Here is a 21,916-nt window from a genome sequence, read left to right as displayed (position 1 = left end):
GCAAGGAAGACGATATTCCATGGCATTGATTGTCCAGAAATACGGCGGCTCTTCCGTCGGCACGGTCGACAAGATCAAACGCATCGCCCAGAAGATCAAGGGCTACCGCGATAACGGCGACCAGGTCGTCGTCGTGGTCTCCGCGATGGGCGGCGAGACCGATCGCCTGCAGGGGTTGGCGGACGAACTCGAAAGCCGCCCGATCGCACGTGAGATGGACGTGCTGCTGTCCACCGGCGAGCAGGTCACCATCTCGCTGCTGTCGATGGCGCTGCGCCACGCCGGCGTATCCGCACGTTCGTTCACGGGCTGGCAGGTTCCGATCGTCTCTGACGATTCGCACGGCAAGGCACGTATCCAGAGCATCGACCCGGAAAATCTGCGCAGCGCGCTGGACGATGGCGACGTAACGGTAGTGGCCGGTTTTCAGGGCGTGACCGAGAACAACGAGATCTCGACACTCGGTCGCGGCGGCTCGGACACCACGGCGGTGGCGCTTGCGGCCGCGCTCGGCGCCGATGAATGCCAGATCTATACGGACGTGGACGGCGTGTATACGACTGATCCGCGCGTGGTTTCGGGTGCGCGGCGTCTGGAACAGATCACCTTCGAGGAAATGCTGGAGATGGCCAGTCTCGGCTCCAAGGTGCTGCAGATACGCGCCGTGGAATTCGCCGGCAAGTACGGCGTGCCGCTGCGCGTACTGTCCACCTTCGACGACGGCCCCGGCACGCTCATTACATTGGAGAATCAAGTGGAAGAACCGATCATTTCCGGTATCGCCTTTACCAAGGACGAAGCCCAGCTCACCGTGCTCGGCGTGCCCGACCGTCCCGGCATTGCCTATGCGCTGCTCGGCCCGATCGGCGAGAACAACATCGAAGTCGACATGATCCTGCAGAACGTCTCGGGCGATTCGAGCAGCGATTTCACGCTGACAGACTTCACCTTCACCGTGCATACCCGTGACTTCGATGCGGCCAAGGAGCTGCTGGAGAAGTCCGCCAAGGATCTGGGGGCGCGCGACGTTTCCGGCCAGGCCGGCATCGCCAAGGTGTCGCTCGTGGGCGTGGGCATGCGCTCGCATGCGAACGTCGCCGCGCGCATGTTCAAGGTGCTGGCGAACGAGAACATCAACGTGCGCATGATCTCGACCACAGAGATCAAGATCTCGATCGTGATCGAGACCAAGTATCTCGAACTCGCGGTACGCGCGCTGCACGACGAATTCGAACTCGACGAAGAGCCGAAGAAGGTCGAAAGCGAGCTCACGCCGTCGGCAGACCAGGGCTAAGGCCAGGTCGTGCTCGTCTACGAACGGCGCGCAGGCGAAGCGCTGCAACTCGGCGACGAGATTGAAGTGCGTGTTCTCGATACCGATGGGCAGACGGTGCGCATCGGTGTCGAGGCGCCGCGCGACGTGCGTATCGAGGCTGTGGACGCAGCGACCCCCGAGGATGATTCGGAAACCGGTACAAATCAAAAGTAGACAAGGGGTTTACCCGCGCCGGTTACACCGGTATTATTCGCGGCCTTGAACGAATGCACGTTCGTTCTCGCAAGGCCGCTACTTCAGTAAGTCGGTTTGTTCGAACAGTCGACGCAAACGGCTCTAGTGAACGGCGGTTGCGTTCGATAAGGACAACGAATTTCAGGAGAGGTGGCCGAGTGGCTGAAGGCGCTCCCCTGCTAAGGGAGTAAGGGGTTTATAGCCTCTTCGAGGGTTCGAATCCCTCCCTCTCCGCCATGACAACTAGTCAAAGCGCCCGTAGCTCAGTTGGATAGAGCGTGCGGCTACGAACCGCAAGGTCGGGAGTTCGAATCTTCCCGGGCGCACCATGCAAAGAAGAAGGCTCATCATCAGATGGGCCTTTTTTGTGTCTGACGATTTATTCGAAATCCCGACAGATGATAATCGTTCGACAACCGCGCGCAGCGTGGTTGAACGGGGCGACGCAGTCGCACCGGCCCGAAGGGCGAGCGGCGTAGCCGCGAGTGATCTTCCCGGGCGCCCCCTGCAAAGAAAGAGGCTCATCATCAGATGGGCTTTTTTTTGTCTGGAGGTTTCAGGCGCGAGCCCGATAGATAGAAATGGTTCTACAGCCGGTTGAGTGGCTGAATCGTCCAGTGTCCGCTGTGCGACCCCGGCGGAGGCGTCGTATCCGTCGAATCATCTTCCTGGCTTCAGCAGGCGAAGAGAAAGCTCTCACCCAGGCCTTCTTTGTGCCGGACTTGTTCGGGCGTCTTCCTCTCTAACGCTAGTTAATAGCTGGTCAGGCGCGATCAGTCAGCGAGGGCCGCGAAGGGCGTTTCTTACGTATGCGCCGTTCAGGTGCGTCCAACGACCGCGCGGAAACAGAACCCGGTAATGGCATCGACCAGCCGTTCCGCGTCCGCAGTTTTCTCGGTAGCCGCCACCGGCCGTACCAGCGCTTCGGTGAAGGCGCCGACCAGGCAGGCGGCGCCCACGTCTACCGACTGATCGGGGAATTCGCCGGCGGCGATACCGTCGCGCAGCACATCCTTGAATACCTCCCCGAAGCGCTCTCGGCAAACGATGCGTCCGGCATCTACCTCGGCGTCAATCGGCTCTGCAATGAAGGCATAGGCCAGGTGCGGGCCCTTGAGCGCGCGGCTGGTGAAAGACCGGATGGCGGCTCGCAGGCGATCGGTGGCGGGATCGTCCGTATCAACAATTTCACGCAGTACTGCGACCTCGTGATCGACTGCGTCCACCAGCGCCTGTACATAGAGTTCGGACTTGGACGGGAAGTAGCGATAGATCGCGCCGGTCGACAATCCCACCGCGCGAGCGACTGCCGTGATCGAGACCTCGCGGAAGCCGCCGGCGGCGATCAATTGGCGTGTCGCGCGCATGATGCGGGCGCGATTGTCGGCAAGCCGCTCTTCCATGAGCGGGGAACGCTGATAGGCCATAAGTGAATTGTGATTTGTTTTGCGAATCCGGATTCACTTAAGTATGTTGCATCCTCGAAGTGAACTCCACCGATCTGCGTGCGTGACTAGGTCAGGGTGCAGTAGGCGGACGCTCATACAGGAAAGATCGGCGGATAAATCAAAGGCGGGGAGAAGCAGTCATGGATCTGGCATCAATGGATTTCGGACTGGGCGAAGATGTCGACCAGTTGCGTGAGCTGGCCCGTCAATTCGCAGGCAACGAGATCGCTCCGCGCGCCGCGCTGATCGACCAGGACAACGTCTTCCCCAACGAGCTCTGGCCCCAGTTCGGCGATATCGGCCTGCTCGGGCTGACGGTCGACGAGGCCTATGGCGGCACCGGGCTGGGTTATCTGGCGCATGTCGTGGCGATGGAAGAGATCTCGCGCGCCTCGGCCTCGGTGGGCCTGTCGTACGGCGCGCATTCCAATCTGTGCATCAACCAGCTGCGGCGCAACGCCAGCGACGCACAGAAGGACAAGTACCTGCCGAAGCTCGTCTCCGGTGAGCATATCGGTGCACTCGCCATGTCGGAGCCCGGTGCGGGGTCGGATGTCGTGAGCATGAAGCTGCGCGCCGAGGCGCGCGACGACCGTTATGTGCTCAACGGCAACAAGATGTGGATCACCAACGGCCCGGATGCGGACACGCTGATCGTCTATGCCAAGACCGATCCGGACGCCGGCTCGAAAGGCATCACGGCCTTCATCATTGAAAAGGACTTTCCGGGTTTTTCGACCGCGCAGAAGCTCGACAAGCTGGGCATGCGCGGCTCCAACACCTGCGAGCTGGTTTTCGAGGATTGCGAAGTGCCGAAAGAGAACGTGCTCGGCGAAGTCGGCCGCGGCGTGAACGTGCTCATGTCCGGCCTCGACTATGAACGCGTGGTGCTTTCCGGCGGCCCGCTTGGGATCATGGCGGCCTGTCTAGACGAGGTCGTGCCGTATGTGCACGAGCGCAAGCAGTTCGGTCAGGCGATCGGCGAGTTCCAGCTGATGCAGTCCAAGCTGGCCGACATGTATGTCGGCTTCAATGCCTGTCGGGCGTATGTCTACGCGGTCGCGCGTGCCTGCGATCGCGGCCAGACCACGCGCAAGGACGCCGCCGGCGCGATTCTCTATAGCGCCGAAAAGGCGACCTGGATGGCCGGCCAGGCGATCCAGGCGCTCGGCGGTAACGGCTATATCAACGAATACGCCACCGGCCGCCTGTGGCGCGACGCCAAGCTCTACGAGATCGGCGCCGGCACTTCGGAAATCCGACGCATGCTCATTGGCCGCGAACTGTTCAACGAGAATCGGTAGGACGATCGATGAGCGTCATCGCCTCCAACGTCAGCACCCGTAGCGAAGAGTATCGCGCCAACCACGCCGCGCTGAGCGAACTGGTTGGCAAGCTCCGCCAGATCACCGAGGAGACCGCGCTCGGCGGCTCCGAGTCCGCGCGCCAGAAGCATATCGGTCGCGGCAAGCTGCCGGTACGCGAACGTATCGATCTGCTGCTCGATCCCGGTACGCCGTTTCTCGAGATCGCGCCGCTGGCGGCCCACGAGATGTACGACGGTCGTATAGCGGCCGCAGGCGTAGTCGCCGGCATCGGCCGTATCCAAGGTCGCGAATGCGTGATCGTGGCGAATGACGCCACGGTGAAAGGCGGCACCTACTATCCGGTCACAGTGAAGAAGCACCTGCGCGCGCAGGAGATCGCGCTCGAAAACCGGCTGCCCTGTGTCTATCTCGTCGATTCGGGCGGCGCCTTTCTGCCCATGCAGGACGAGGTCTTTCCCGATCGCGATCACTTCGGCCGTATCTTCTACAACCAGTCGAATATGTCCGCCTTGGGTATTCCGCAGATCGCCTGCGTGATGGGCTCCTGTACCGCGGGCGGCGCCTATGTGCCGGCGATGTCGGACGAAGCGGTGATCGTGCGGGGGCAGGGCACGATCTTTCTCGGCGGCCCGCCGCTGGTGAAGGCCGCGACGGGCGAAGAGGTCAGCGCCGAGGATCTGGGTGGCGGCGATGTGCATACGCGCCTGTCCGGCGTGGCCGATCACCTGGCCGAAAACGATGCCCATGCGCTGTCGATCGTGCGCCGTATCGTCAGCCATCTGCCGGTGGCCACGCCGTCGATCGCGCAGTCGGCCACACCCGAGCCGCCGCTCTACGATCCGGACGAGCTCTACGGCATCGTGCCGGCAGATCTGTCCAAGCAGTTCGATATCCGCGAAGTCATTGCGCGTATCGTCGACGGCTCGCGACTGGACGAGTTCAAGGCTCGTTTCGGCACCACGCTGGTGACCGGTTTCGCTCATGTCCACGGTTATCCGGTGGGTATCGTGGCCAACAACGGCGTGCTGTTTTCGGAGTCGGCTGTGAAGGGCGCCCACTTCGTCGAGCTGTGCGCGCAGCGTCGTATTCCGCTGCTGTTCCTTCAGAACATCAGCGGCTTCATGGTCGGGCGCAAGTACGAGAACGAAGGCATTGCCCGCCACGGCGCCAAGCTGGTGACCGCGGTGGCCACCGCGCAGGTGCCCAAGTTCACGGTGCTGGTCGGTGGTTCCTACGGCGCCGGCAACTACGGCATGTGCGGGCGAGCCTATAGCCCGCGGTTTTTGTGGAGCTGGCCGAACTCACGTATTTCGGTGATGGGCGGCGAGCAGGCAGCGCGAGTCCTGGCCACGGTACGCCGCGATGCCATGGAAGCGCGCGGCGAGGACTGGTCGGAAGAAGACGAGGCCGCGTTCAAGAAACCCACTCAGGATCAGTTCGAGCAGCAGAGCAGCCCGTACTACGCCACCGCCCGGCTCTGGGATGACGGCATCATCGACCCTGCCCAGACGCGGCGCACCCTCGGCCTGGGCCTCGCCGCCGCCGCGAACGCACCGATCGCCGAGACGCGATTCGGCATCTTCCGCATGTAGCCGGTCGGGAATCGAAGTCATGTTCAAGAAAATACTGATTGCCAACCGCGGCGAAATCGCCTGTCGCATCATCGACACCTGTCGCCGGCTGGGCGTGCGCACCGTCGCGGTGTATTCCGAGGCCGATGCGGCCGCGCGTCACGTGCGCCTGGCCGACGAAGCGTTTTGCGTAGGGCCGGCGGCTTCGAGTGAAAGCTATCTGCGCGGCGAGCGGATCGTCGAGGTCACTCAGCGCGCCGGCGCCGAGGCAGTCCATCCGGGTTATGGTTTTTTGTCCGAGAACGAGGATTTCGCTCAGGCCTGTCACGACGCCGGCGTGGTGTTCATCGGCCCGCCGATCGCCGCGATCCGCGCGATGGGCGCGAAGTCGGCCGCCAAGCGCCTGATGGACGAGGCCGGCGTACCGCTGGTGCCGGGCTATCACGGCGACGATCAGAGCGCTGAGCTTCTGCAAACCGAGGCCGATCGAATCGGCTACCCGGTCATCATCAAGGCCTCGGCTGGCGGCGGCGGCAAGGGCATGCGCGTGGTCCGGTCGGCCGATGCCTTTGCCGAGGAACTGACGTCCTGCCAGCGCGAGGCGCAGGCCAGTTTCGGCAACGATCACGTGCTGATCGAGAAATATCTCGAACGGCCACGCCATATCGAGATCCAGATATTCGCCGATCACGATGGCCACACCGTGAGCCTGTTCGAGCGCGACTGCTCGGCCCAGCGCCGCCACCAGAAAGTGGTCGAGGAAGCCCCGGCGCCCGGTATCGACGATGCGCAGCGCACCCGCATGGGCGAGGCAGCCTGCAACGCGGCGCGGGCGGTGGATTATGTCGGCGCCGGTACGGTCGAGTTCATCGCCGACGATAGCGGCGCGTTCTATTTCATGGAGATGAATACACGCCTGCAGGTCGAGCATCCGGTGACCGAACTGATTACCGGCCTCGACCTGGTCGAATGGCAGCTGCGCATTGCCGCCGGAGAGCCGCTGCCGCGTGAACAATCGGCGCTCGCGATCGCGGGCCACGCCATCGAAGTGCGGCTCTATGCCGAGGACCCGGCGCGCGGCTTTCTGCCGTCGATCGGCCGGCTGGCGCATTTCGTTGCACCCGAAGCATCGGCGCATGTCCGCCTGGACAGCGGCGTCGAGCAGGGCGACGAGATCACGCCACATTACGACCCGATGATCGCGAAGCTGATTGTCTGGGACCACGACCGCGCGGCTGCCGTCGAACGCATGCTGACAGCACTCGCGGGTCTGCAGATCGTGGGCGTGCGTCACAACGGCGAGTTTCTCGCCCGGCTGATCGGTCACGAGGCCTTCAGATCCGGAACGGTCGATACCGGCCTGATCGAGCGCGAAATGGCAGCGCTCGCACCTGCCAACCAGGCCGTGCCGGGCGTGTTCTTTCAGGCGGCGGCGCTGGCGTTGCTGGCCGACGAACGCGAGGACGTTTCGACCAGCGGGTCGCCCTGGGCGTTGTCCGACGGCTGGCGGCTGAATGCGGCACAGCATCGAACCCTGACGTTCGCCGCAGGCGAGCAGGAGCGCGAGATCCGTGTGACATACGCGGCCGACGGGCTGCATCTCGACGGCGAGTGCGCAGTGCTGATCGCACTGGACGGCGCGCGCCATCGACTGACCCTCGGCGCATCGCAACAGGATGTCTCGCTGGTCGGACCGGCTGCGGCACGCCATGTTTTCGTCGCGGGCGCGCAGCACGAGATTGTCTGGCGCGATCCGCTCGCCGAAGCGGCCGCGGTGGATGACCCGCAGGCCGAGCTGACGGCACCGATGCCCGGCACGATCGTGGCCATCAATCACGAGGCCGGCGCGCACGTCGAGGCCGGCACGCCGATACTTGTCATGGAAGCGATGAAGATGGAGCTGACCATCAAGGCGCCGGCCAGCGGTACCGTCGTACGCTACGACTGCGCGGTGGGCGATCAGGTCAGCGAGGGCGCGGAACTGTTCGAGTTCGAAGCGGACGGCGACGCGCCCGACACAAGCGCATAACGATCAAGACGCGTTCGCGCGGAGAGAAGGAGAGGCCAATGGCCGGATTGTATTTCGAGGAATTCGAAGTGGGGCAGCGTTTCGAGCACGCGCTGACCCGCACGGCGACCGAGTCCGACAACATGCTCTTCTGCGGCATGACGATGAATCCGCAGCCGCTGCATATCGACCGCCACTTCGCCGAGCAGAGCCAGTTCGGCCAGCCGCTGGTGAACAGCCTGTTCACCCTCGCGCTGATGATCGGCATCTCGGTACACGACACCACGTTGGGCACCACGGTCGCCAATCTCGGCATGACCGATACGCGCTTTCCCAATCCGGTGTTCCAGGGCGACACGATCTCGGTGGTCTCCGAGGTCGCCAGTGCGCGGCGCAGCCGCTCGAAACCGGATGTCGGCATCATCGAATTCATCCATCGTGCCTACAACCAGCACGGCGACGAGGTGGCGACCTGCACCCGCCAGGCGATGATGCGTTGTCGCGGGGAGAGTGCTGCATGAAGGCAGTGCGCTCTTATCTGTTCGTGCCCGGCGATTCGGCACGCAAGATGGACAAGGCCGCGCAGTCGGCCGCGCACGCGTTGATCCTCGATCTCGAGGATTCCGTTGCCGAGGCGAACAAGGCTGAAGCGCTTGCCACGACCTGCGAATTCCTGCGCACGACTGAGGTGTCTCACGAGCGCGAATTCTGGGTGCGACTCAACGCCGCCGATCCGGCGCGCGCGCTCGCCGAACTGGCAGCATTGCCGCTCGATCGCGTGACCGGCGTGTTTCATCCCAAACTCGAAGATCGCGGCCAGCTCAACCGGATGGGGGACTGGCTCGATGCGCTGGAAGCCCGCGACGGCGTCGCGATGGGTTCGACCGGCATCGTCGGCATCATCACGGAAACCGCGACTGCCTTGGTCGGCGCGCAGGCGTCGAGCCTGGCGCAGGGGCATCCGCGCCTGCGTGGTTACAGCTGGGGTACCGAGGATCTATCGGCCGCGCTGGGGCGCGTCCCGTTGCCCGGTGCGACGCCGGCACAGCAACTCCTGATGCAGGCCGTGCAGATGCATTGCCTGCTGATGGCCGCCGCCGCCGGTATCGATGCCATCGACACGATCAGCGCCAATTTCCGCGACATGGACGCGTTGGCCGACGAATGTGATCTGGCGCGCGAACTCGGCTACGTCGCGAAAATGGCGATCCATCCGGCCCAGCTCGAACCCATCAATACCGGCCTCGCACCGGACGCCGCGGCGATTGAGTGGGCGCAACGCGTTCAGGCGCTGCGTGAAGAGAACCCGGATGCAGCATCCTTCTCGCTCGACGGGCGCATGGTCGACGAACCACACATGAAGACCGCCGCGGGAATTCTGGCGCGGCGCGACGAAAAATAAGGCGTGGCGTGTGACCGGCAACAAGTGAGAAGCAAGCAATGGCTGAAACTCGCGATATAACGCTCGATGAACTCGCCTCGCTTGCCTACGCGGTGCTGCGCCACAACGGCTTCGGCGCCGACCATACCCGCGCGATTGCGGAGACTGTGCTCGCTGCGGAGCACGACGCCTGTCATTCGCACGGCATCTATCGCCTGATCGGGATCGCGCAGGCGTGCCGGGACGGAGTCGCCGACGGCGGTGTGGCACCGACCGTGGTCGATCACGCTGCGGCGGTCGTGAAGGTCGATGCGGGTGGTGGTTTCTCGCCGCTGGCATTCGAGCGCGGGTTACCGATGCTCATCGACAAGGCACGCCGTGGCGGCATCGCGGCGATGGCCATCAACCGCTGTTTTCACCTCACCGCGCTATGGCCCGAGGTGGAACGGCTCGCCGCCGAGAACCTGGTCGGGTTGGCGATGACACCGAGCCATGCCTGGGTCGCGCCCTTCGGCGGCAAGCGGGGGCTGTTCGGCACAAACCCGTTGGCTTTTGCCTGGCCGCGGCCGAATAACGACCCCTATGTTTTCGACTTCGCGACCAGCGCAATCGCGCGTGGCGATATCGAACTGCACGCGCGCGAAGATCGCGCGCTGCAACCGGGCTGGGCGCTGGACAGAACCGGCGCACCCACAATCGATGCGCACGCCGCACTTGAGGGCGCGATGCTGCCTTTCGGCGGGCACAAGGGCAGCGCGCTGGCAACCCTGATCGAACTGCTCGCCGGGCCGCTCATCGGCGATCTCACCAGTGGACAGTCACAGCAGTTCGATGCCGGCCGCGGCGCGGCGCCGTTTCATGGCGAATTGATTATCGCGATCGACCCCGCCGCATTCGCACCTGACACAAAAGACCAGAGCGCGGCGGCGGAGCGACTGTTCGAGGGCATCGTCGATCAGGGCGCGCGTCTGCCGTCGCAGCGTCGGCGCGCAGCGCGACGCCAGACGAAGGCCGACGGTTTTGTACGCGTGAATGCAGCGCTCGTCGACGAGCTGAATCAGCTCATCGACTGAGCGCCGCGAAGGCGGACGAGTTTAGCCCCAGACCTTTTCAGCGGTCTTCACTACGCGCTCGAGCTTGGCCCATTGGTCGTCCTCGGTGATCTCGTTGCCCTCGGCCGTACTCGAAAAGCCGCACTGCGGGCTCAGGCAGAGCTGATCCAGCGGCACGTGCTGCGCCGCCTCGTCGATACGGGTCGCCAGCTCATCGTGGGATTCGAGCGCGGCCAGCTTGGAGGATACGAGCCCGAGCACGACGTCCTTGCCCTTGGGCACGAAGCGCAGCGGCGCGAAATCGCCCGAGCGTTCGTCGTCGTATTCAAGGAAGTAGGCGTCGACGTCGAGTTCGTTGAACAGCACGTCGGCAACCGGCTCGTAGCTGCCCTGGGCGAACCAGGTACTGCGATAGTTGCCGCGGCACAGATGCACACCGACGGTAAGGTCGTCTGGCCGGCCCTGCAGCGCCGAATTGATCAGCTCGGCGTAGCGATGCGGCAGCTCGTTCGGGTCATCACCGCGATCGGCAGCGGCGGCGCGCATGTCCGGATCACACAGATAGGCGAGGTTGGTGTCGTCGAGCTGGATGTAGCGACAGCCGGCGTCATAAAGCACGCGGATTTCGTCGCGGTAGCACTGGGCCAGATCCTCGAAGAACTCGTCCATTTCCGGATAAGCCTCGATATCAATCGCCGCACGCCCGCCGCGGAAATGCACCATGGTCGGCGACGGGATCGAGACCTTCGGCATCACGCCGCTCTGCGAGGCGAGATACTCGTAGTCCGCGACTTGGATATTGCGTGCGTGGCGCAGCTTGCCGGTGACGCTCAGCTTGGGCGGGGTGAAACCGTCGCCCGAGGCCTTGGCGCTCTTGTTGGCATCGATACCGCCGGTCACGCTTACGCCGTCGAGCTGCTGGAGAAAATCCAGATGGAAATAGGCGCGACGGAACTCGCCATCGGTGACGCATTTCAGGCCGACGTTCTCCTGCTTGCGCACGACATCGGCAATCGCCTCGTCCTCGATCGCGCGCAGGGCATCGGCGTCGATTTCTTTGCGCGCGTACTGGGCGCGGGCGTCCATGAGATGCGCCGGCCGCAGCAGGCTGCCAACGTGGTCACAGCGAAAGGGTGGTTTGTTTCTTTGCATGGTTTGCTCCTGTCGCGTTCGAGTAATCGATGCAGCCTGATGGCCTATGCAGCGATGTGCAAACCGCTGCTCGGGTCCTGTTCAGGCGTCGGCTTCCAGTGTCTCGAAGGGCAAGCCGACATAGTTTTCGGCGATGGTGGTGAGCCCCGCGCGTGACTGGGTGTAGTAGTCCAGTTCGGCGCGCTGCATGCGACTGAGGAAATTGTCGTTCTCGGAGAACGTATGCAGGTTCGACGTCATCCACCAGGCAAAACGCTCGGATTTCCAGACCCGACGCAGACAGGTTTCGGAATAGCGCGGGATGAGGTCGGTACGATTCTCTTCGTAGATCTTCGTGAGCAGACGGAACGCGGTGTTCACGTCGCTACAGGCCAGATTCAGTCCCTTTGCGCCGGTGGGCGGCACGATATGAGCGGCGTCGCCGAGCAATAGTAGGCGGCCGTGCTGCATCGGTTCGGCCACGAAGCTGCGCAGCGGCGCCACGCTTTTCTCGATCGACTCGCCGGTGACCAGTTCGTCGGCCACGTGCTCGGGCAGGCGGCGTTTGAGCTCCGCCCAGAAGGCGTCGTCCGACCAGTTGTTGGCGTCTTCGGTATCCGGCACCTGGATGTAGTAACGACTGCGCGTGGACGAGCGCATGCTGCACAGGGCGAAGCCGCGATCGTGGCTGGCGTAGATCAGCTCCTCGTCAACGGGCGGCGTATCTGAAAGCAGGCCGAGCCAGCCGATCGGGTATTCCCGCTCGAACGTCTTGAGGCGGTCGGCCGGAATACAGGTGCGCGACACGCCGTGGAAGCCGTCACAGCCGGCGATGTAGTCGCAGTCCAGCCGCTTTTGTTCGCCTTCATGGGTGAAGGTGACATAGGGCGCGTCGCTTTCGAGATCGTGCGGCTGCACGTCGTCAGCTTCGTAACAGGTGGTCGCGCCGATCTCCGCGCGGGCGTCCATCAGATCCCGCGTGACTTCGGTCTGGCCATAGACGAGCACGGTCTTGCCGCCGGTCAGTTCCTCGAGGTCGATACGGATCTGCCGGTTGCCGAAGGCCAGAGCAAAGCCGGTATGCGGCAGGCCTTCGCTGTCCATGCGTTCGGCCACGCCGGCTTCGCGCAGCAGATCAGCGGTGCCTTGCTCGAGCACGCCGGCCCGAATACGCGAAAGCACGTATTCGCCGGAGCGGCGCTCGAGGATGACGTTGTCGATACCCTGACGGGCGAGCAGCTGGCCAAGCAGCAGGCCCGAAGGCCCGGCACCGATGATGGCGACCTGTGTCTTCATGATTATTCTCCGGTGGGGTACCCGGGCATCTCCAACGCGCCCGGTCGCGTTCGCCTGTACTTCTAGAAGTCGAAGAACACCGTTTCGCGCGGCCCCTGCAGGTGGATCTCGAACCGGTAGCGGGGCACGCCGTCGTTGTTTTCACGCGCCGCGATCAGGGTGTCGCGCCGGGTCGGTGGCACGCGCGCGAGGAACGGGCAGGCCGCGTTCGCCTCTGCTTCGTCGTCGAAGTAGAGCCGCGTGTGCAGGTGGATATTGATCCCGCGCGCGAACAGCATGAGATTGATATGCGGGGCCATCGGCTGGCCGTTCGGATGGGCCACCCGACCGGGCTTGATCGTATGCAGCGCCAGCTCGCCGGCATCGTGCTCGCCCGGGGCGCTACGGCCAAAGCCGCGGAATGCGCGATCGGCCCGGTAGTCGGTCTGGTAGACGCCGTTCGCGTCGGCCTGCCAGGCCTCGATGAGGATGTCTTCGACGACATCGCCATTGCCGTCGATCACCGTGCCCACGATCTCGATTTGCTCGCCCTCGGCATCGCGCGTGGCGATCTCGGGGCCGATTTCGACGTCCCGTGGCGGAAGGCCCGCGACTTCGAGCGCCAGGCCGATATGCACATACGGGCCGGCGGTCTGCGAGGGCGACTCCGGATAGCGCAGCTGCCCGTCTCGTGTCGGTTGTGTCATGGCCTACCCCTGATTCTCGAAGTACGTCTGCAGCGCGCCGCGAGTGACGATGTCGAAGCGGTACGCAAGGCTGTCCATCGGGCGTGAGCCGGCCTTGTCTAGCCGGGCGACGAGCGTGTCGATGGCGTCCGGGTCGTTGAGCGTGTTCACGATCGGGCACAGCGGGATAAGCGGATCGCCCTCGAAATAGAGTTGGGTGATCAGCCGGGTGCTGATCGATGGGCCCATTACCGAGACATGAATATGTGCGGGCCGCCAGGAATTGACGTCGTTCGGCCAGGGGTAGGGCCCGGGCCGAATCGTGCGAAAGCGATACCAGCCATCGGCGTCCGTGACGGTTCGGCCCACGCCGCCGAAGTTCGGGTCCAGCGGCGCCATATAGGCGTCTTTCTTGTGCCGGTAGCGTCCGCCGGCATTGGCCTGCCAGGCCTCGACCAGCGTGCCCGCGACCGGCTTGTTGTACTGATCCACCACGCGGCCATAGACGATGATGCGCTCGCCGATCGGCAGGCCGTCGCGCGCCGTGCCTTCGCGGTAGTTGAGCAGCAGATCGTTGTCGACCGGTCCGAGCGCGAAATTGTCGAAGTCGGGGCCGGTGAGCTCCGAGGCCGTGGGCGTCTGCAGGCTCATCAGGGCCTGCTGCGGCGAACGGGCGACCGACGTCTTGTAGGCCGGTGCATAGGCGGGCGGATGCCAGCCGCGGTCGCGCATGACGAAAGCGGTATGGTCGTTCTGCGCCATGGTTGGTTCTCCTGCGGGTCAGCGATGCTCGACCACGGCGCGCAATGGAGCGCGGCGCCACGGCATGCGTTGTCATGTTTTCAATTGTGGCGAACGAACGTCCGCTGCCAAGTGAAAATAGCGTGCCTTGGAATAACCTATGGGTTATGCGTAGCCGTTTCTTGCGGATAATCGGCGGCGATACGGCGCAGGCAATCACAGAAGCGGGATACCGCATCCGGCATGGGCTGGGTGCTGTTGACGGCAAGCCCGACGGAGCCGCCGCGCAGTTCTATAGATTGCGACAGGCGCACCAGAGCACCGCTCTGCATGGCCTCGCGCGCGGTGTCCAGCGGTGTGATCCATATCGCATCGGATAAGCCCACATAGCGCTGGCTCAAGGGCAGGGAGAGCGTTTCGATCGCCAGGTGGGGGGGCTCGGAGAGCTGCTCCACCCAGAAACGTTCGAGCTTCTCGCGCAGGGTGGTGCCCCGGGGCGGAACGACCCAGGGATAGCTGACGAGGGCGGCAAGCTGTTGGGTGTTTTCAGTCGCAAGCAGCGGATGGCCCGCGCGGACCACCGCGATCAACGGTTCGTAGTAGAGATGCTCGAAATGCAGGTCGCGTATTTCCTCGGCCTCGCTCATGCGTCCGAGCACCAGGTCCAGCTCGCCCAGGCGAAGACGCGCGAGCAGCGCCGCGCTGGTGCCGGTATCGACCTCGACTCGCAGCGCGGGATAGCGCTCGTGCAGACGTTCGAGCACGAGCGGCAGCAGACCGCCCTCGACGTTGGAAAGCGCGCCCAGCCGTACCGCCGTCTCGGTACTGTCCTGTCGGATCGCGTCGATACCCTCGCGCAGCGAGCGCAACGCAGGCGCGGCATGACGAAGCAGGGTGCGCCCGGCCGGGGTGAGGCGCACGCCGCGCGGCAGCCGCTCGAACAGGCGTACGCCGAGGCTGTCTTCCAGCTCACGGATGGTCTTGGACATGCCCGGCTGGGTGATCGACAGCGCATCGGCCGCGCTTTTCAGGCGCCCGAGCCGGGCGACCTCCTGAAAAGCGACCAGATGACGCAGCTTGATCGGCGAGTGGATCATCGCTGGGCCCACAGTGTTGCGCACGGTGCAGCCGCGAGGGCTGTGGAATCGGTCGCCTTGCCTGCGCGCGCTGTCATGGCCCAGGCGCTACAGCGCTTCGCCCCAGCCGTTTTCCTTGGCCAGCTTGAAGGCGTGGTTGGATGCGGGCACGCCGGCATAGATCGCCACATGCATCAGCGACTGGCGCAGCTGCGGCTCGGTTACGCCGATTCGCTTGGCGGTCTTGAGATGCAGCGTCAGTTCGCCATCGCGCCCGAGTGCGGCAAGCACGGCAATCGTGATCAGGCTGCGCTGGGTGCGCGACAGATCGGGGTTGCTCCAGAGCTCGCCCCAGGCGAAGCGGGTGATCAGTTCCTGGAACGGGGCGTCGAGCGTGGAAGCCGCTTTCGATGCCCGTTCGACATGTTCGCTACCCAGCACGGACTTGCGAGTTGCCAGGCCCTCGTCATAGGTGAAGGGCGCGCGCCGGCCACGTGCTTCCGGGTCGAGCCAGCGGGGCAGGCGATCGGCGAACTCGGCGGGTGCCTCCACCGATGGCACATGGGCAACGCCGGCAAGCGTATCCATTCGCGCGCCGGTGATTTCCTCGGCGAGAGCCGTCAGCGTTGCGGGTGGCGTGGCCGGGTCGTCAGCACCGGCGACCAGTTGTACCGGCACGTCGACGTTACCGAGCCTGTCGCGGAAGTCGGTGTCGGCCAGCAGTTCGCACAGGCGCGCATAGCTTTCGTCGTCGGTGCGGGCGAGCTGGTGCATCCAGCCGGCGGCGCCCGCGGCCGTGTCGCGTTTGTAGGCATCGGCGAACCAGCGCTGGGACAGTTCCCCCGCGATCTGTGCGAGGCCTTGGCTACGCACGCGCTCGGCGCGCTCGTTCCATGCCGCGGTCGACCCGATCACGGCACCTGTATTGGTAAGCACCACGCTTTGCAGCAGCTCCGGCGACTCGATCAGCAGCGCCTGGCCTATCACCCCGCCGATCGAAGTGCCGACGAAATGGCATTGCTCGATCGCCAGCTGGCTCAATAGCGCACGCGCATCTTCAGCAAGATCCTGCGCGTTGATCGACTCGTCGACCGGCGCACTCGCGCCGTGCCCCGGCAGATCCCAGCTGATGCAGCGATAGCGCCCCTGCAGACGCTTGATCACGTCGCACCAGACGTTCTGCGACATGCCCAGCGGGTGCGCGAACAGCAACACGGGCAGGGCGGTCTCGCCGCTGTCGCGATAGCAGATCACCCGCCCGTTGCATTCGACAAATGCCATAACGTCTTGTCCTCGGGATCAGACCCGTTCGATGACCGTGGCGATGCCCTGACCGACACCGATGCACATGGTGCACAAGGCATAGCGTGCATCAGTACGGCCCATCTCGTGCAGCGCCGCGCTGACGATGCGCACGCCGGACATGCCCAGCGGGTGGCCCAGTGCGATCGCGCCGCCGTTGGGGTTCACATGCGGCGCGTCGTCCGGCACGCCCAGTTCGCGCAGGCAGGCCAGCGATTGGCTCGCGAACGCTTCGTTGAGCTCGATGATGTCCATCTGGTCGATGCCCAGACCGAGACGGTCGAGCAGCTTGCGCGTGGCATAGACCGGGCCCATGCCCATGATGCGCGGCTCCACGCCGGCTGTCGCCATGCCCAGGATGCGCGCCTTCGGCTGCAGCCCGAACTGCTTGATGGCTTCGTCGCCGGCGACCAACAGGGCGCCGGCGCCGTCGTTCACGCCCGACGCGTTGCCGGCCGTCACCGTGCCGTTGTCGCGGAACGGCGTCGGCAGCTTGGCGAGTTTCTCGATCGTGGTGCCGGCACGCGGGTGCTCGTCGGTATCGAAGACCAGCGGGTCCTGCTTGCGACGCGGGATTTCGATCGGGGTGATTTCCTCGGCCAGGCGACCGGCTTCGCGGGCGGCTTCAGCCTTGTCCTGCGAGCGCACGGCAAAGGCGTCCTGGTCCTCGCGCGAGACGTTGTACTGCGCGGCGACGTTCTCGCCGGTCTCGGGCATGGAGTCCACGCCGTACTGCTTCTTGAGCAGCGGGTTGATGAAGCGCCAGCCGATGGTGGTGTCTTCCATGGTCTGGCCGCGCGAGAAGGCCGCCGGTGCCTTGGACAGCACATAGGGCGCGCGCGACATGGATTCCACGCCGCCCGCCAGCATCAGCTTGGTCTCACCGGCGCGGATGGCGCGTGCGGCGGTGCCGATGGCATCCATGCTGGAGCCGCACAGACGGTTGAGCGTCGCGCCCGGGACGTCGGTCGGCAGACCGGCGAGCAGGGCGCTCATGCGCGCCACGTTGCGGTTGTCTTCACCAGCCTGGTTGGCACAGCCCATGATCACGTCGTCGATGGCCGCCGGGTCGAGATTCGGCGCCTGGGCGATCACCGCCTTGATGATATGCGCGAGCATGTCGTCGGGACGCACGGTGGCGAGGCTGCCGCCGAAGCGGCCGACCGCGGTACGGGCGGGATGACAGAGATAGACGTCGTTGGACATGGATTAATCCTCGCTGTGGTGTTCTTCGGTGCGCGTCTTGAGTTCGCGCAGCGTGTTGAGTTCGTGCTCGTCGGGCTCCGGCGTTTCGGCCAGGTCGTCGGCGAAGCGGATCGGCCAGCCGGTGGCTTCGCTGACCTGCTCGCGGGTCACGCCCGGATGCAGCGAGGTCACGGTGAGCTCGCGGGTATCCGCATCGGGCTGCATCACGCACAGGTCGGTGATGACGCGGGTGGGCCCACGACCGACGTTGGGTACATTGTCGCGCGCTGTGCCGTCGCGACCGAAACCGACGGTGGTGACGAAATCGACTTCATCCACGAACGTGCGTTTCGAATGCTTGAGGGTGATGAAGATCTCGCCCGTACAGGTTGCCATTTCCGGCGCGCCGCCGCCGCCCGGCAAACGGACCTTGGGGTTGGTGTAGTCGCCGATCAGTGTCGTGTTGAGATTCGCATACTTGTCGATCTGGGCCGCGCCCAGAAAACCCACATCGATCTGGCCGCCCTGAACCCAGTAGCGAAACATTTCGGGCACCGAGACGGTCGTCAGCGCGGTCTCGCAGAGTTCACCGTCACCGATCGACAGCGGCAGCACGTTCGGGCGCGTCTGCAGCGTGCCGGATTCGTAGATCAGCACGACATCGGGCGCGTGCGTCAGCCGTGCCAGGTTGGCGGCCTCGCTCGGCAGGCCGATGCCCACGAAGTAGGTGTTGCCGTTGGCCAGCGCGCGCGACGCGGTCACGGTCATCATTTCGGAATCGGTATAGCGCGCGCTCATGCCCGGGCTCCTTCGTCGGCGTATACGTTGTCCTCAAGCCAGGTATTGAAGGCGTCGCGGTCGCGGGCGATGGCGTCCCAGTCCTTGTAGAAACGGTTGCTGCGCCCGTAGTAGCCGTGGGTATAGGACGGGCGCGCGCCGCCGGGCGCCTCGACCACGGCATCAATCACCCAGCCGGGGATCACGCAGGCATTGGGATGCGTATCCAACTCGTCGACGATTTCTTCGACCGTGACGATGGCGTGCTTTGCGGCCATCACGGCTTCCTTCTGTACGCCGACGATGCCTTCGACCAGCACGTTGCCGTGTTGGTCCGCCTTCTGGGCATGCACGATCGACGTATCCGGACGGATCGACGGCACCGCGGCCAATCGTTCGCCGGTGAATGGGCATTCGATGAACCGGATCTGATCGTTGACCTGGGGCAGGTCGCTGCCGATATAGCCGCGCAGCACGGCCAGCGGAAGTCCGGAGGCGCCGGCTTCGAACGCGCAGGCCATGGCCGCATGGCTGTGTTCCAGGATCTCGAGCGGCCGCGGCCAACCATGCTCGACCGCATCGCGAAGACGGTGCAATGAGCCCACCCCGGGGTTGCCGCCCCACGAGAAGATCAGCTTGCTCGCGCAGCCGGCGCCGATCAGCTGATCGTAGATCAGGTCCGGGGTCATGCGAATAAGGGTGAGATCGCGCTTATTCTGGCGGATCACTTCATGCCCGGCTGCGAACGGGATCAGATGGGTGAAGCCTTCCATCGCAATCGTGGCGCCATCGGCCACATATCGCGATACGGCCTCGTGCAGCGAGAGAAACTCGGCCATCGAGCGCGCCTCCTCATAAGTGCGTTGTGCGAACACGAGTTTGTAATGCGAATAACCTAATGGGTGGGCATCACAGGCGTCAATCCGCCCAACGGCCGTCGCAGTGCCGGTGGACCCGGCAGCGAGAGGGAAGATCGGCCTTTACAGCGACTTGATCGCCCGGCGCAGGCGGGCCACCTGGGCACGGCTGGCGCCGACATGGGCCGAGGGATCGACCGCGGCGCGCAGCTCCTGGGGATCGATCGCGTCATGAATCTCGGGCTGCTCGAGCAGGATCTCGGCAAACTCCCGATGTTCGCCGGCGGCGCTCTGGTGGGCGCTCTGAACGAGTGCGGCGGCTCGGTCTCGATCGATGTATCGAGCGAGGAAAGTGATCGCTGGCCCGGCGAGAATCGCGCCGCCGGTGAGCGCCAGATTGCGGCGCATGGCGCCGGGGTGAACATCGAGCCCTTCGAGTAGCAACTGAAGGGTTTCCAGGCTGCCTTCGAGCAGGAGAACCGCATCGACCAGCGGCGCCCATTCGGCATGCCATTCGCCAAGGCCGCGTTCCATCGGCTGGGCGCCGGCGTTGTGCAGCAGCCCGACCGTGGCATGGATCTGGCGCGCGGCTGCCCGGATACGCGCACAGCCCACCGGATTACGCTTATGCGGCATGGACGAAGAGCCGCCCGCGCCTGTGCTTGCCGGTTCGCTGACTTCGCCGATTTCGGTCTGGGCCATGAGCGCCACGTCGAGCGCGATCTTTTCCGCGCCCACCGCCACGGCGCCCAGGCTGTCGCCAATGGCCAGCACCGGCTGGCGATCCGTGTGCCAAGGCAGGACCGGGCAGCCAAGGCCAAGTTCGACCGCGAGCGCCTCCACCAGATCGGGGCCGTTTTCGGCGAAGCCGGTATGCACACCGACCGGGCCGCCGAACTGTACGAACAGGCCGTCGCGGGTCGTGGCGGCCAGCCGCTGCTCGGCCTGCGCCAATCCCCAAAGCCACTGTGCGACCTTCGCGCCGAAGGTAATCGGCAAGGCTTGCTGCATGAGCGTGCGCCCGACCATGGGCGTACTTTCATGCGCGTCCATCAGGGCGATGCCGTCGGCGCGGCACTGCGCGAGCAGCTCGAGGCAGTGTTCCATGCGTGGCTTCAGCACCAGCATCAGTGCGGTATCGACGATGTCCTGGCTGGTCGCGCCGCCATGAAAGCTCGTCCGTAGTTCGTCCGGCAACAGGGCCTTGGCTTGCCTCACGAACGGGATGGCGACATTGCCGCCGTCGGCTGTCTCTGCGGCCAGCCCGTCGAGATCGAACGCATCGGCGACCACATGCTCGGCGATCGCCTGGGTGGTGCCGGACGCGAGCACGCCGGCGTTCTCTTGGACCTGGGCCAGGGCGATTTCGACACGGCACATCGCCGCGACGAATGTCTGGGGTGTGCAGGCGTCTCGCCCGGCGGTGCTCATGAAAGGATGGCGAAGAAACGGATCGGGCATGGCAGGATCTCGGCCGTCGATACAGGTCCCGCGTGTCGCATCGGCGCCGGTGCGTGCCGAGCCGAACATCGCGGGATTCATACGGGCTGGGTTCAGCTCACCTGGTTGGCGATATCCCGGGTGGTCTGTTGCAGCAGGGGCAGGAACTTCTGTTTGAGTGTCTTGCGATCCACGCGTGCCGCGTTGGTGCTCACATTGATCGCGCCGAGCAGGTTGCCGTGCATGTTGTGTACGGGCACAGCCAGCGACCGCAGGCCGGATTCCAGCTCCTGATCGACGATGCAATAGCCGCGTTCGCGCGCATCGTCGATATGGCTGCGCAGCTCGGTGGGATCGATCACGGTCCGCTGGGTATAACGTTCCAGCGTGAGCCCGGATAGCAGCGTGTCCAGAGCCTGCGGCTCCAGGGTGGCCAGCAACATGCGGCCCATCGACGTTGCGGCAGCCGGCAGATGGGTGCCGACAGACAGCGCAATGGTCATCAGCCGGTGCGGCGCGGCAGAGCGTGCGACATAGATCACGTCCGAGCCCTGCAACACGCCCATCGACGACGATTCGCCGGTGGCTTCGGTGATGTGTTCCAGGTGTTGGCGGATCACCGACTGGTAGTTGTTCGCGGAAAGAAACGCATAGCCGAGTTGCAGCGTCTTGGGCGCGAGCTCGAAATAGCGATCCTGGCGGCGGACATAACCGAGACCGTGCAACGTAAGCAGGAACCGGCGCGCCTTCGCGCGATTCATGCCGGTACGCGTGGCGACTTCGCTGAGGGTCATCCGTGGATGCGCGGCATCGAAGGCACGAATGACCTGCAGGCCGGTCGCGAGCGCGGTCACGAAATCGCGATGATCGGGCGCCAGGCCCGCAGGGTTGTCGTCGAGCTGGTCGGCTGCCACGTGGCGCTCGCTAGGAGTTGATATGGATACCCGAGTGTAGCAACGCGCGTTAATGTTCGCACTGCGAACAGATGTCGCTGACACGCCGTATCGTCCGTGAATGCGGATAACCCTTGTGTTGACGGCGATGTGGCGCGCAGGCTCATTTTCCGGATGAACAAGAAAGAGGGCGCGCTCGCCCGGCGAGTGCGCCTTGCGCGCGACTGAGCGCTATGCGAACTTGCATTCCGGCCG

Annotated in this window: 20 protein-coding genes and 2 tRNA genes; 10 read left to right on the top strand and 12 right to left on the bottom strand. The window is 64.5% G+C overall.

What is annotated here, in order from left to right; genetic code table 11:
* Nucleotides 1–19: 19 nt before the first annotated feature.
* From SADO_RS10120 to SADO_RS10105, 4 genes are all read left to right on the top strand, one after another.
* Nucleotides 20–1,294 (top strand): aspartate kinase, encoded by a 1,275-nt coding sequence (locus tag SADO_RS10120; protein WP_353111083.1) that lies wholly within the window; start codon nt 20–22, stop codon nt 1,292–1,294.
* 9 nt (nt 1,295–1,303) lie between these two features.
* Entirely contained in the window at nt 1,304–1,489 is a 186-nt protein-coding gene (locus SADO_RS10115; RefSeq protein ID WP_353111082.1) for a carbon storage regulator, read from the top strand.
* Nucleotides 1,490–1,654: 165 nt separating this feature from the next.
* A tRNA-Ser gene (locus SADO_RS10110) sits at nt 1,655–1,747 on the top strand.
* Between the two features lie 15 nt (nt 1,748–1,762).
* Nucleotides 1,763–1,839: transfer RNA gene (locus tag SADO_RS10105), tRNA-Arg, on the top strand.
* 489 nt (nt 1,840–2,328) lie between these two features.
* Here the strand turns inward: SADO_RS10105 and SADO_RS10100 are convergent.
* Nucleotides 2,329–2,937, bottom strand: coding sequence for a TetR/AcrR family transcriptional regulator (locus tag SADO_RS10100; protein WP_353111081.1), 609 nt, complete (start codon nt 2,935–2,937; stop codon nt 2,329–2,331).
* Nucleotides 2,938–3,113: 176 nt separating this feature from the next.
* On the opposite strand from SADO_RS10100, the gene SADO_RS10095 reads away from it, so the two are divergent.
* From SADO_RS10095 to SADO_RS10070, 6 genes are read left to right on the top strand one after another with little or no spacing between them, the layout of a single operon-like run.
* Nucleotides 3,114–4,262, top strand: a complete 1,149-nt coding sequence (locus SADO_RS10095) for an isovaleryl-CoA dehydrogenase (RefSeq protein WP_353111805.1) — start codon at nt 3,114–3,116, stop codon at nt 4,260–4,262.
* Nucleotides 4,263–4,270: 8 nt separating this feature from the next.
* Nucleotides 4,271–5,878 carry a carboxyl transferase domain-containing protein gene (locus SADO_RS10090; RefSeq protein ID WP_353111080.1) on the top strand — a complete coding sequence of 536 codons (1,608 nt, stop codon included), beginning with the start codon at nt 4,271–4,273 and terminating at the stop codon, nt 5,876–5,878.
* Nucleotides 5,879–5,897: 19 nt separating this feature from the next.
* Nucleotides 5,898–7,886 carry an acetyl/propionyl/methylcrotonyl-CoA carboxylase subunit alpha gene (locus SADO_RS10085; RefSeq protein WP_353111079.1) on the top strand — a complete coding sequence of 663 codons (1,989 nt, stop codon included), beginning with the start codon at nt 5,898–5,900 and terminating at the stop codon, nt 7,884–7,886.
* A 38-nt stretch (nt 7,887–7,924) separates the two neighbouring features.
* Nucleotides 7,925–8,386 (top strand): MaoC family dehydratase, encoded by a 462-nt coding sequence (locus SADO_RS10080; protein WP_353111078.1) that lies wholly within the window; start codon nt 7,925–7,927, stop codon nt 8,384–8,386.
* On the top strand, nt 8,383–9,267 hold the full coding sequence (locus tag SADO_RS10075) for an HpcH/HpaI aldolase/citrate lyase family protein (RefSeq protein WP_353111077.1): 885 nt from the start codon (nt 8,383–8,385) through the stop codon (nt 9,265–9,267). The genes SADO_RS10080 and SADO_RS10075 overlap by 4 nt, the downstream gene beginning before the upstream one ends.
* A gap of 38 nt (nt 9,268–9,305) precedes the next feature.
* Nucleotides 9,306–10,319 (top strand): Ldh family oxidoreductase, encoded by a 1,014-nt coding sequence (locus tag SADO_RS10070; protein ID WP_353111076.1) that lies wholly within the window; start codon nt 9,306–9,308, stop codon nt 10,317–10,319.
* 21 nt (nt 10,320–10,340) lie between these two features.
* Here the strand turns inward: SADO_RS10070 and SADO_RS10065 are convergent, their stop codons facing one another.
* The 11 genes from SADO_RS10065 to SADO_RS10015 all read right to left on the bottom strand — a co-directional run bounded on the left by SADO_RS10065 (nt 10,341) and on the right by SADO_RS10015 (nt 21,682).
* Entirely contained in the window at nt 10,341–11,450 is a 1,110-nt protein-coding gene (locus tag SADO_RS10065; protein ID WP_353111075.1) for a 5-methyltetrahydropteroyltriglutamate--homocysteine S-methyltransferase, read from the bottom strand.
* 81 nt (nt 11,451–11,531) lie between these two features.
* On the bottom strand, nt 11,532–12,725 hold the full coding sequence (pobA, locus tag SADO_RS10060; protein ID WP_353111074.1) for a 4-hydroxybenzoate 3-monooxygenase: 1,194 nt from the start codon (nt 12,723–12,725) through the stop codon (nt 11,532–11,534).
* A 62-nt stretch (nt 12,726–12,787) separates the two neighbouring features.
* Nucleotides 12,788–13,411 carry a protocatechuate 3,4-dioxygenase subunit alpha gene (gene pcaG / locus SADO_RS10055; protein ID WP_353111073.1) on the bottom strand — a complete coding sequence of 208 codons (624 nt, stop codon included), beginning with the start codon at nt 13,409–13,411 and terminating at the stop codon, nt 12,788–12,790.
* Between the two features lie 3 nt (nt 13,412–13,414).
* Nucleotides 13,415–14,152 (bottom strand): protocatechuate 3,4-dioxygenase subunit beta, encoded by a 738-nt coding sequence (gene pcaH, locus SADO_RS10050; RefSeq protein WP_353111072.1) that lies wholly within the window; start codon nt 14,150–14,152, stop codon nt 13,415–13,417.
* 137 nt (nt 14,153–14,289) lie between these two features.
* A complete protein-coding gene (locus SADO_RS10045; RefSeq protein ID WP_353111071.1) occupies nt 14,290–15,228 on the bottom strand; it encodes a LysR substrate-binding domain-containing protein in 939 nt (312 codons plus the stop codon).
* Between the two features lie 87 nt (nt 15,229–15,315).
* On the bottom strand, nt 15,316–16,488 hold the full coding sequence (gene pcaDC / locus SADO_RS10040) for a bifunctional 3-oxoadipate enol-lactonase/4-carboxymuconolactone decarboxylase PcaDC (protein ID WP_353111070.1): 1,173 nt from the start codon (nt 16,486–16,488) through the stop codon (nt 15,316–15,318).
* An 18-nt stretch (nt 16,489–16,506) separates the two neighbouring features.
* Complete coding sequence (gene pcaF, locus SADO_RS10035) at nt 16,507–17,715, bottom strand: 3-oxoadipyl-CoA thiolase (protein ID WP_353111069.1); 1,209 nt, start codon at nt 17,713–17,715, stop codon at nt 16,507–16,509.
* 3 nt (nt 17,716–17,718) lie between these two features.
* Nucleotides 17,719–18,492 (bottom strand): CoA-transferase subunit beta, encoded by a 774-nt coding sequence (locus SADO_RS10030; RefSeq protein WP_353111068.1) that lies wholly within the window; start codon nt 18,490–18,492, stop codon nt 17,719–17,721.
* Nucleotides 18,489–19,310 carry a CoA transferase subunit A gene (locus SADO_RS10025; protein WP_353111067.1) on the bottom strand — a complete coding sequence of 274 codons (822 nt, stop codon included), beginning with the start codon at nt 19,308–19,310 and terminating at the stop codon, nt 18,489–18,491. Before SADO_RS10025 ends, SADO_RS10030 begins: the two co-directional genes overlap by 4 nt.
* 141 nt (nt 19,311–19,451) lie before the next feature.
* Entirely contained in the window at nt 19,452–20,789 is a 1,338-nt protein-coding gene (locus SADO_RS10020) for a class-II fumarase/aspartase family protein (RefSeq protein ID WP_353111066.1), read from the bottom strand.
* A 92-nt stretch (nt 20,790–20,881) separates the two neighbouring features.
* Nucleotides 20,882–21,682 carry an IclR family transcriptional regulator domain-containing protein gene (locus SADO_RS10015; protein ID WP_353111065.1) on the bottom strand — a complete coding sequence of 267 codons (801 nt, stop codon included), beginning with the start codon at nt 21,680–21,682 and terminating at the stop codon, nt 20,882–20,884.
* Nucleotides 21,683–21,916: the final 234 nt, after the last annotated feature.

It is taken from the genome of Salinisphaera dokdonensis CL-ES53 (genome assembly GCF_040361215.1).
Lineage (GTDB): Bacteria > Pseudomonadota > Gammaproteobacteria > Nevskiales > Salinisphaeraceae > Salinisphaera > Salinisphaera dokdonensis.
The sequence above is the reverse complement of the archived record's forward strand: the minus strand, read 5'-3'. Positions and strand labels throughout refer to the sequence as shown.

Coding starts and splice junctions, on each gene's coding strand:
- pcaG (WP_353111073.1), bottom strand. CDS start 13,411: ATGACACAACCGACACGAGACGGGCAGCTGCGCTATCCGGAGTCGCCC.
- SADO_RS10085 (WP_353111079.1), top strand. CDS start 5,898: ATGTTCAAGAAAATACTGATTGCCAACCGCGGCGAAATCGCCTGTCGC.
- SADO_RS10045 (WP_353111071.1), bottom strand. CDS start 15,228: ATGATCCACTCGCCGATCAAGCTGCGTCATCTGGTCGCTTTTCAGGAG.
- pobA (WP_353111074.1), bottom strand. CDS start 12,725: ATGAAGACACAGGTCGCCATCATCGGTGCCGGGCCTTCGGGCCTGCTG.
- SADO_RS10095 (WP_353111805.1), top strand. CDS start 3,114: ATGGATTTCGGACTGGGCGAAGATGTCGACCAGTTGCGTGAGCTGGCC.
- pcaDC (WP_353111070.1), bottom strand. CDS start 16,488: ATGGCATTTGTCGAATGCAACGGGCGGGTGATCTGCTATCGCGACAGC.
- SADO_RS10070 (WP_353111076.1), top strand. CDS start 9,306: ATGGCTGAAACTCGCGATATAACGCTCGATGAACTCGCCTCGCTTGCC.
- SADO_RS10065 (WP_353111075.1), bottom strand. CDS start 11,450: ATGCAAAGAAACAAACCACCCTTTCGCTGTGACCACGTTGGCAGCCTG.
- pcaH (WP_353111072.1), bottom strand. CDS start 14,152: ATGGCGCAGAACGACCATACCGCTTTCGTCATGCGCGACCGCGGCTGG.
- SADO_RS10020 (WP_353111066.1), bottom strand. CDS start 20,789: ATGCCCGATCCGTTTCTTCGCCATCCTTTCATGAGCACCGCCGGGCGA.
- SADO_RS10025 (WP_353111067.1), bottom strand. CDS start 19,310: ATGGCCGAGTTTCTCTCGCTGCACGAGGCCGTATCGCGATATGTGGCC.
- SADO_RS10090 (WP_353111080.1), top strand. CDS start 4,271: ATGAGCGTCATCGCCTCCAACGTCAGCACCCGTAGCGAAGAGTATCGC.
- SADO_RS10080 (WP_353111078.1), top strand. CDS start 7,925: ATGGCCGGATTGTATTTCGAGGAATTCGAAGTGGGGCAGCGTTTCGAG.
- SADO_RS10100 (WP_353111081.1), bottom strand. CDS start 2,937: ATGGCCTATCAGCGTTCCCCGCTCATGGAAGAGCGGCTTGCCGACAAT.
- SADO_RS10030 (WP_353111068.1), bottom strand. CDS start 18,492: ATGAGCGCGCGCTATACCGATTCCGAAATGATGACCGTGACCGCGTCG.
- SADO_RS10120 (WP_353111083.1), top strand. CDS start 20: ATGGCATTGATTGTCCAGAAATACGGCGGCTCTTCCGTCGGCACGGTC.
- pcaF (WP_353111069.1), bottom strand. CDS start 17,715: ATGTCCAACGACGTCTATCTCTGTCATCCCGCCCGTACCGCGGTCGGC.
- SADO_RS10075 (WP_353111077.1), top strand. CDS start 8,383: ATGAAGGCAGTGCGCTCTTATCTGTTCGTGCCCGGCGATTCGGCACGC.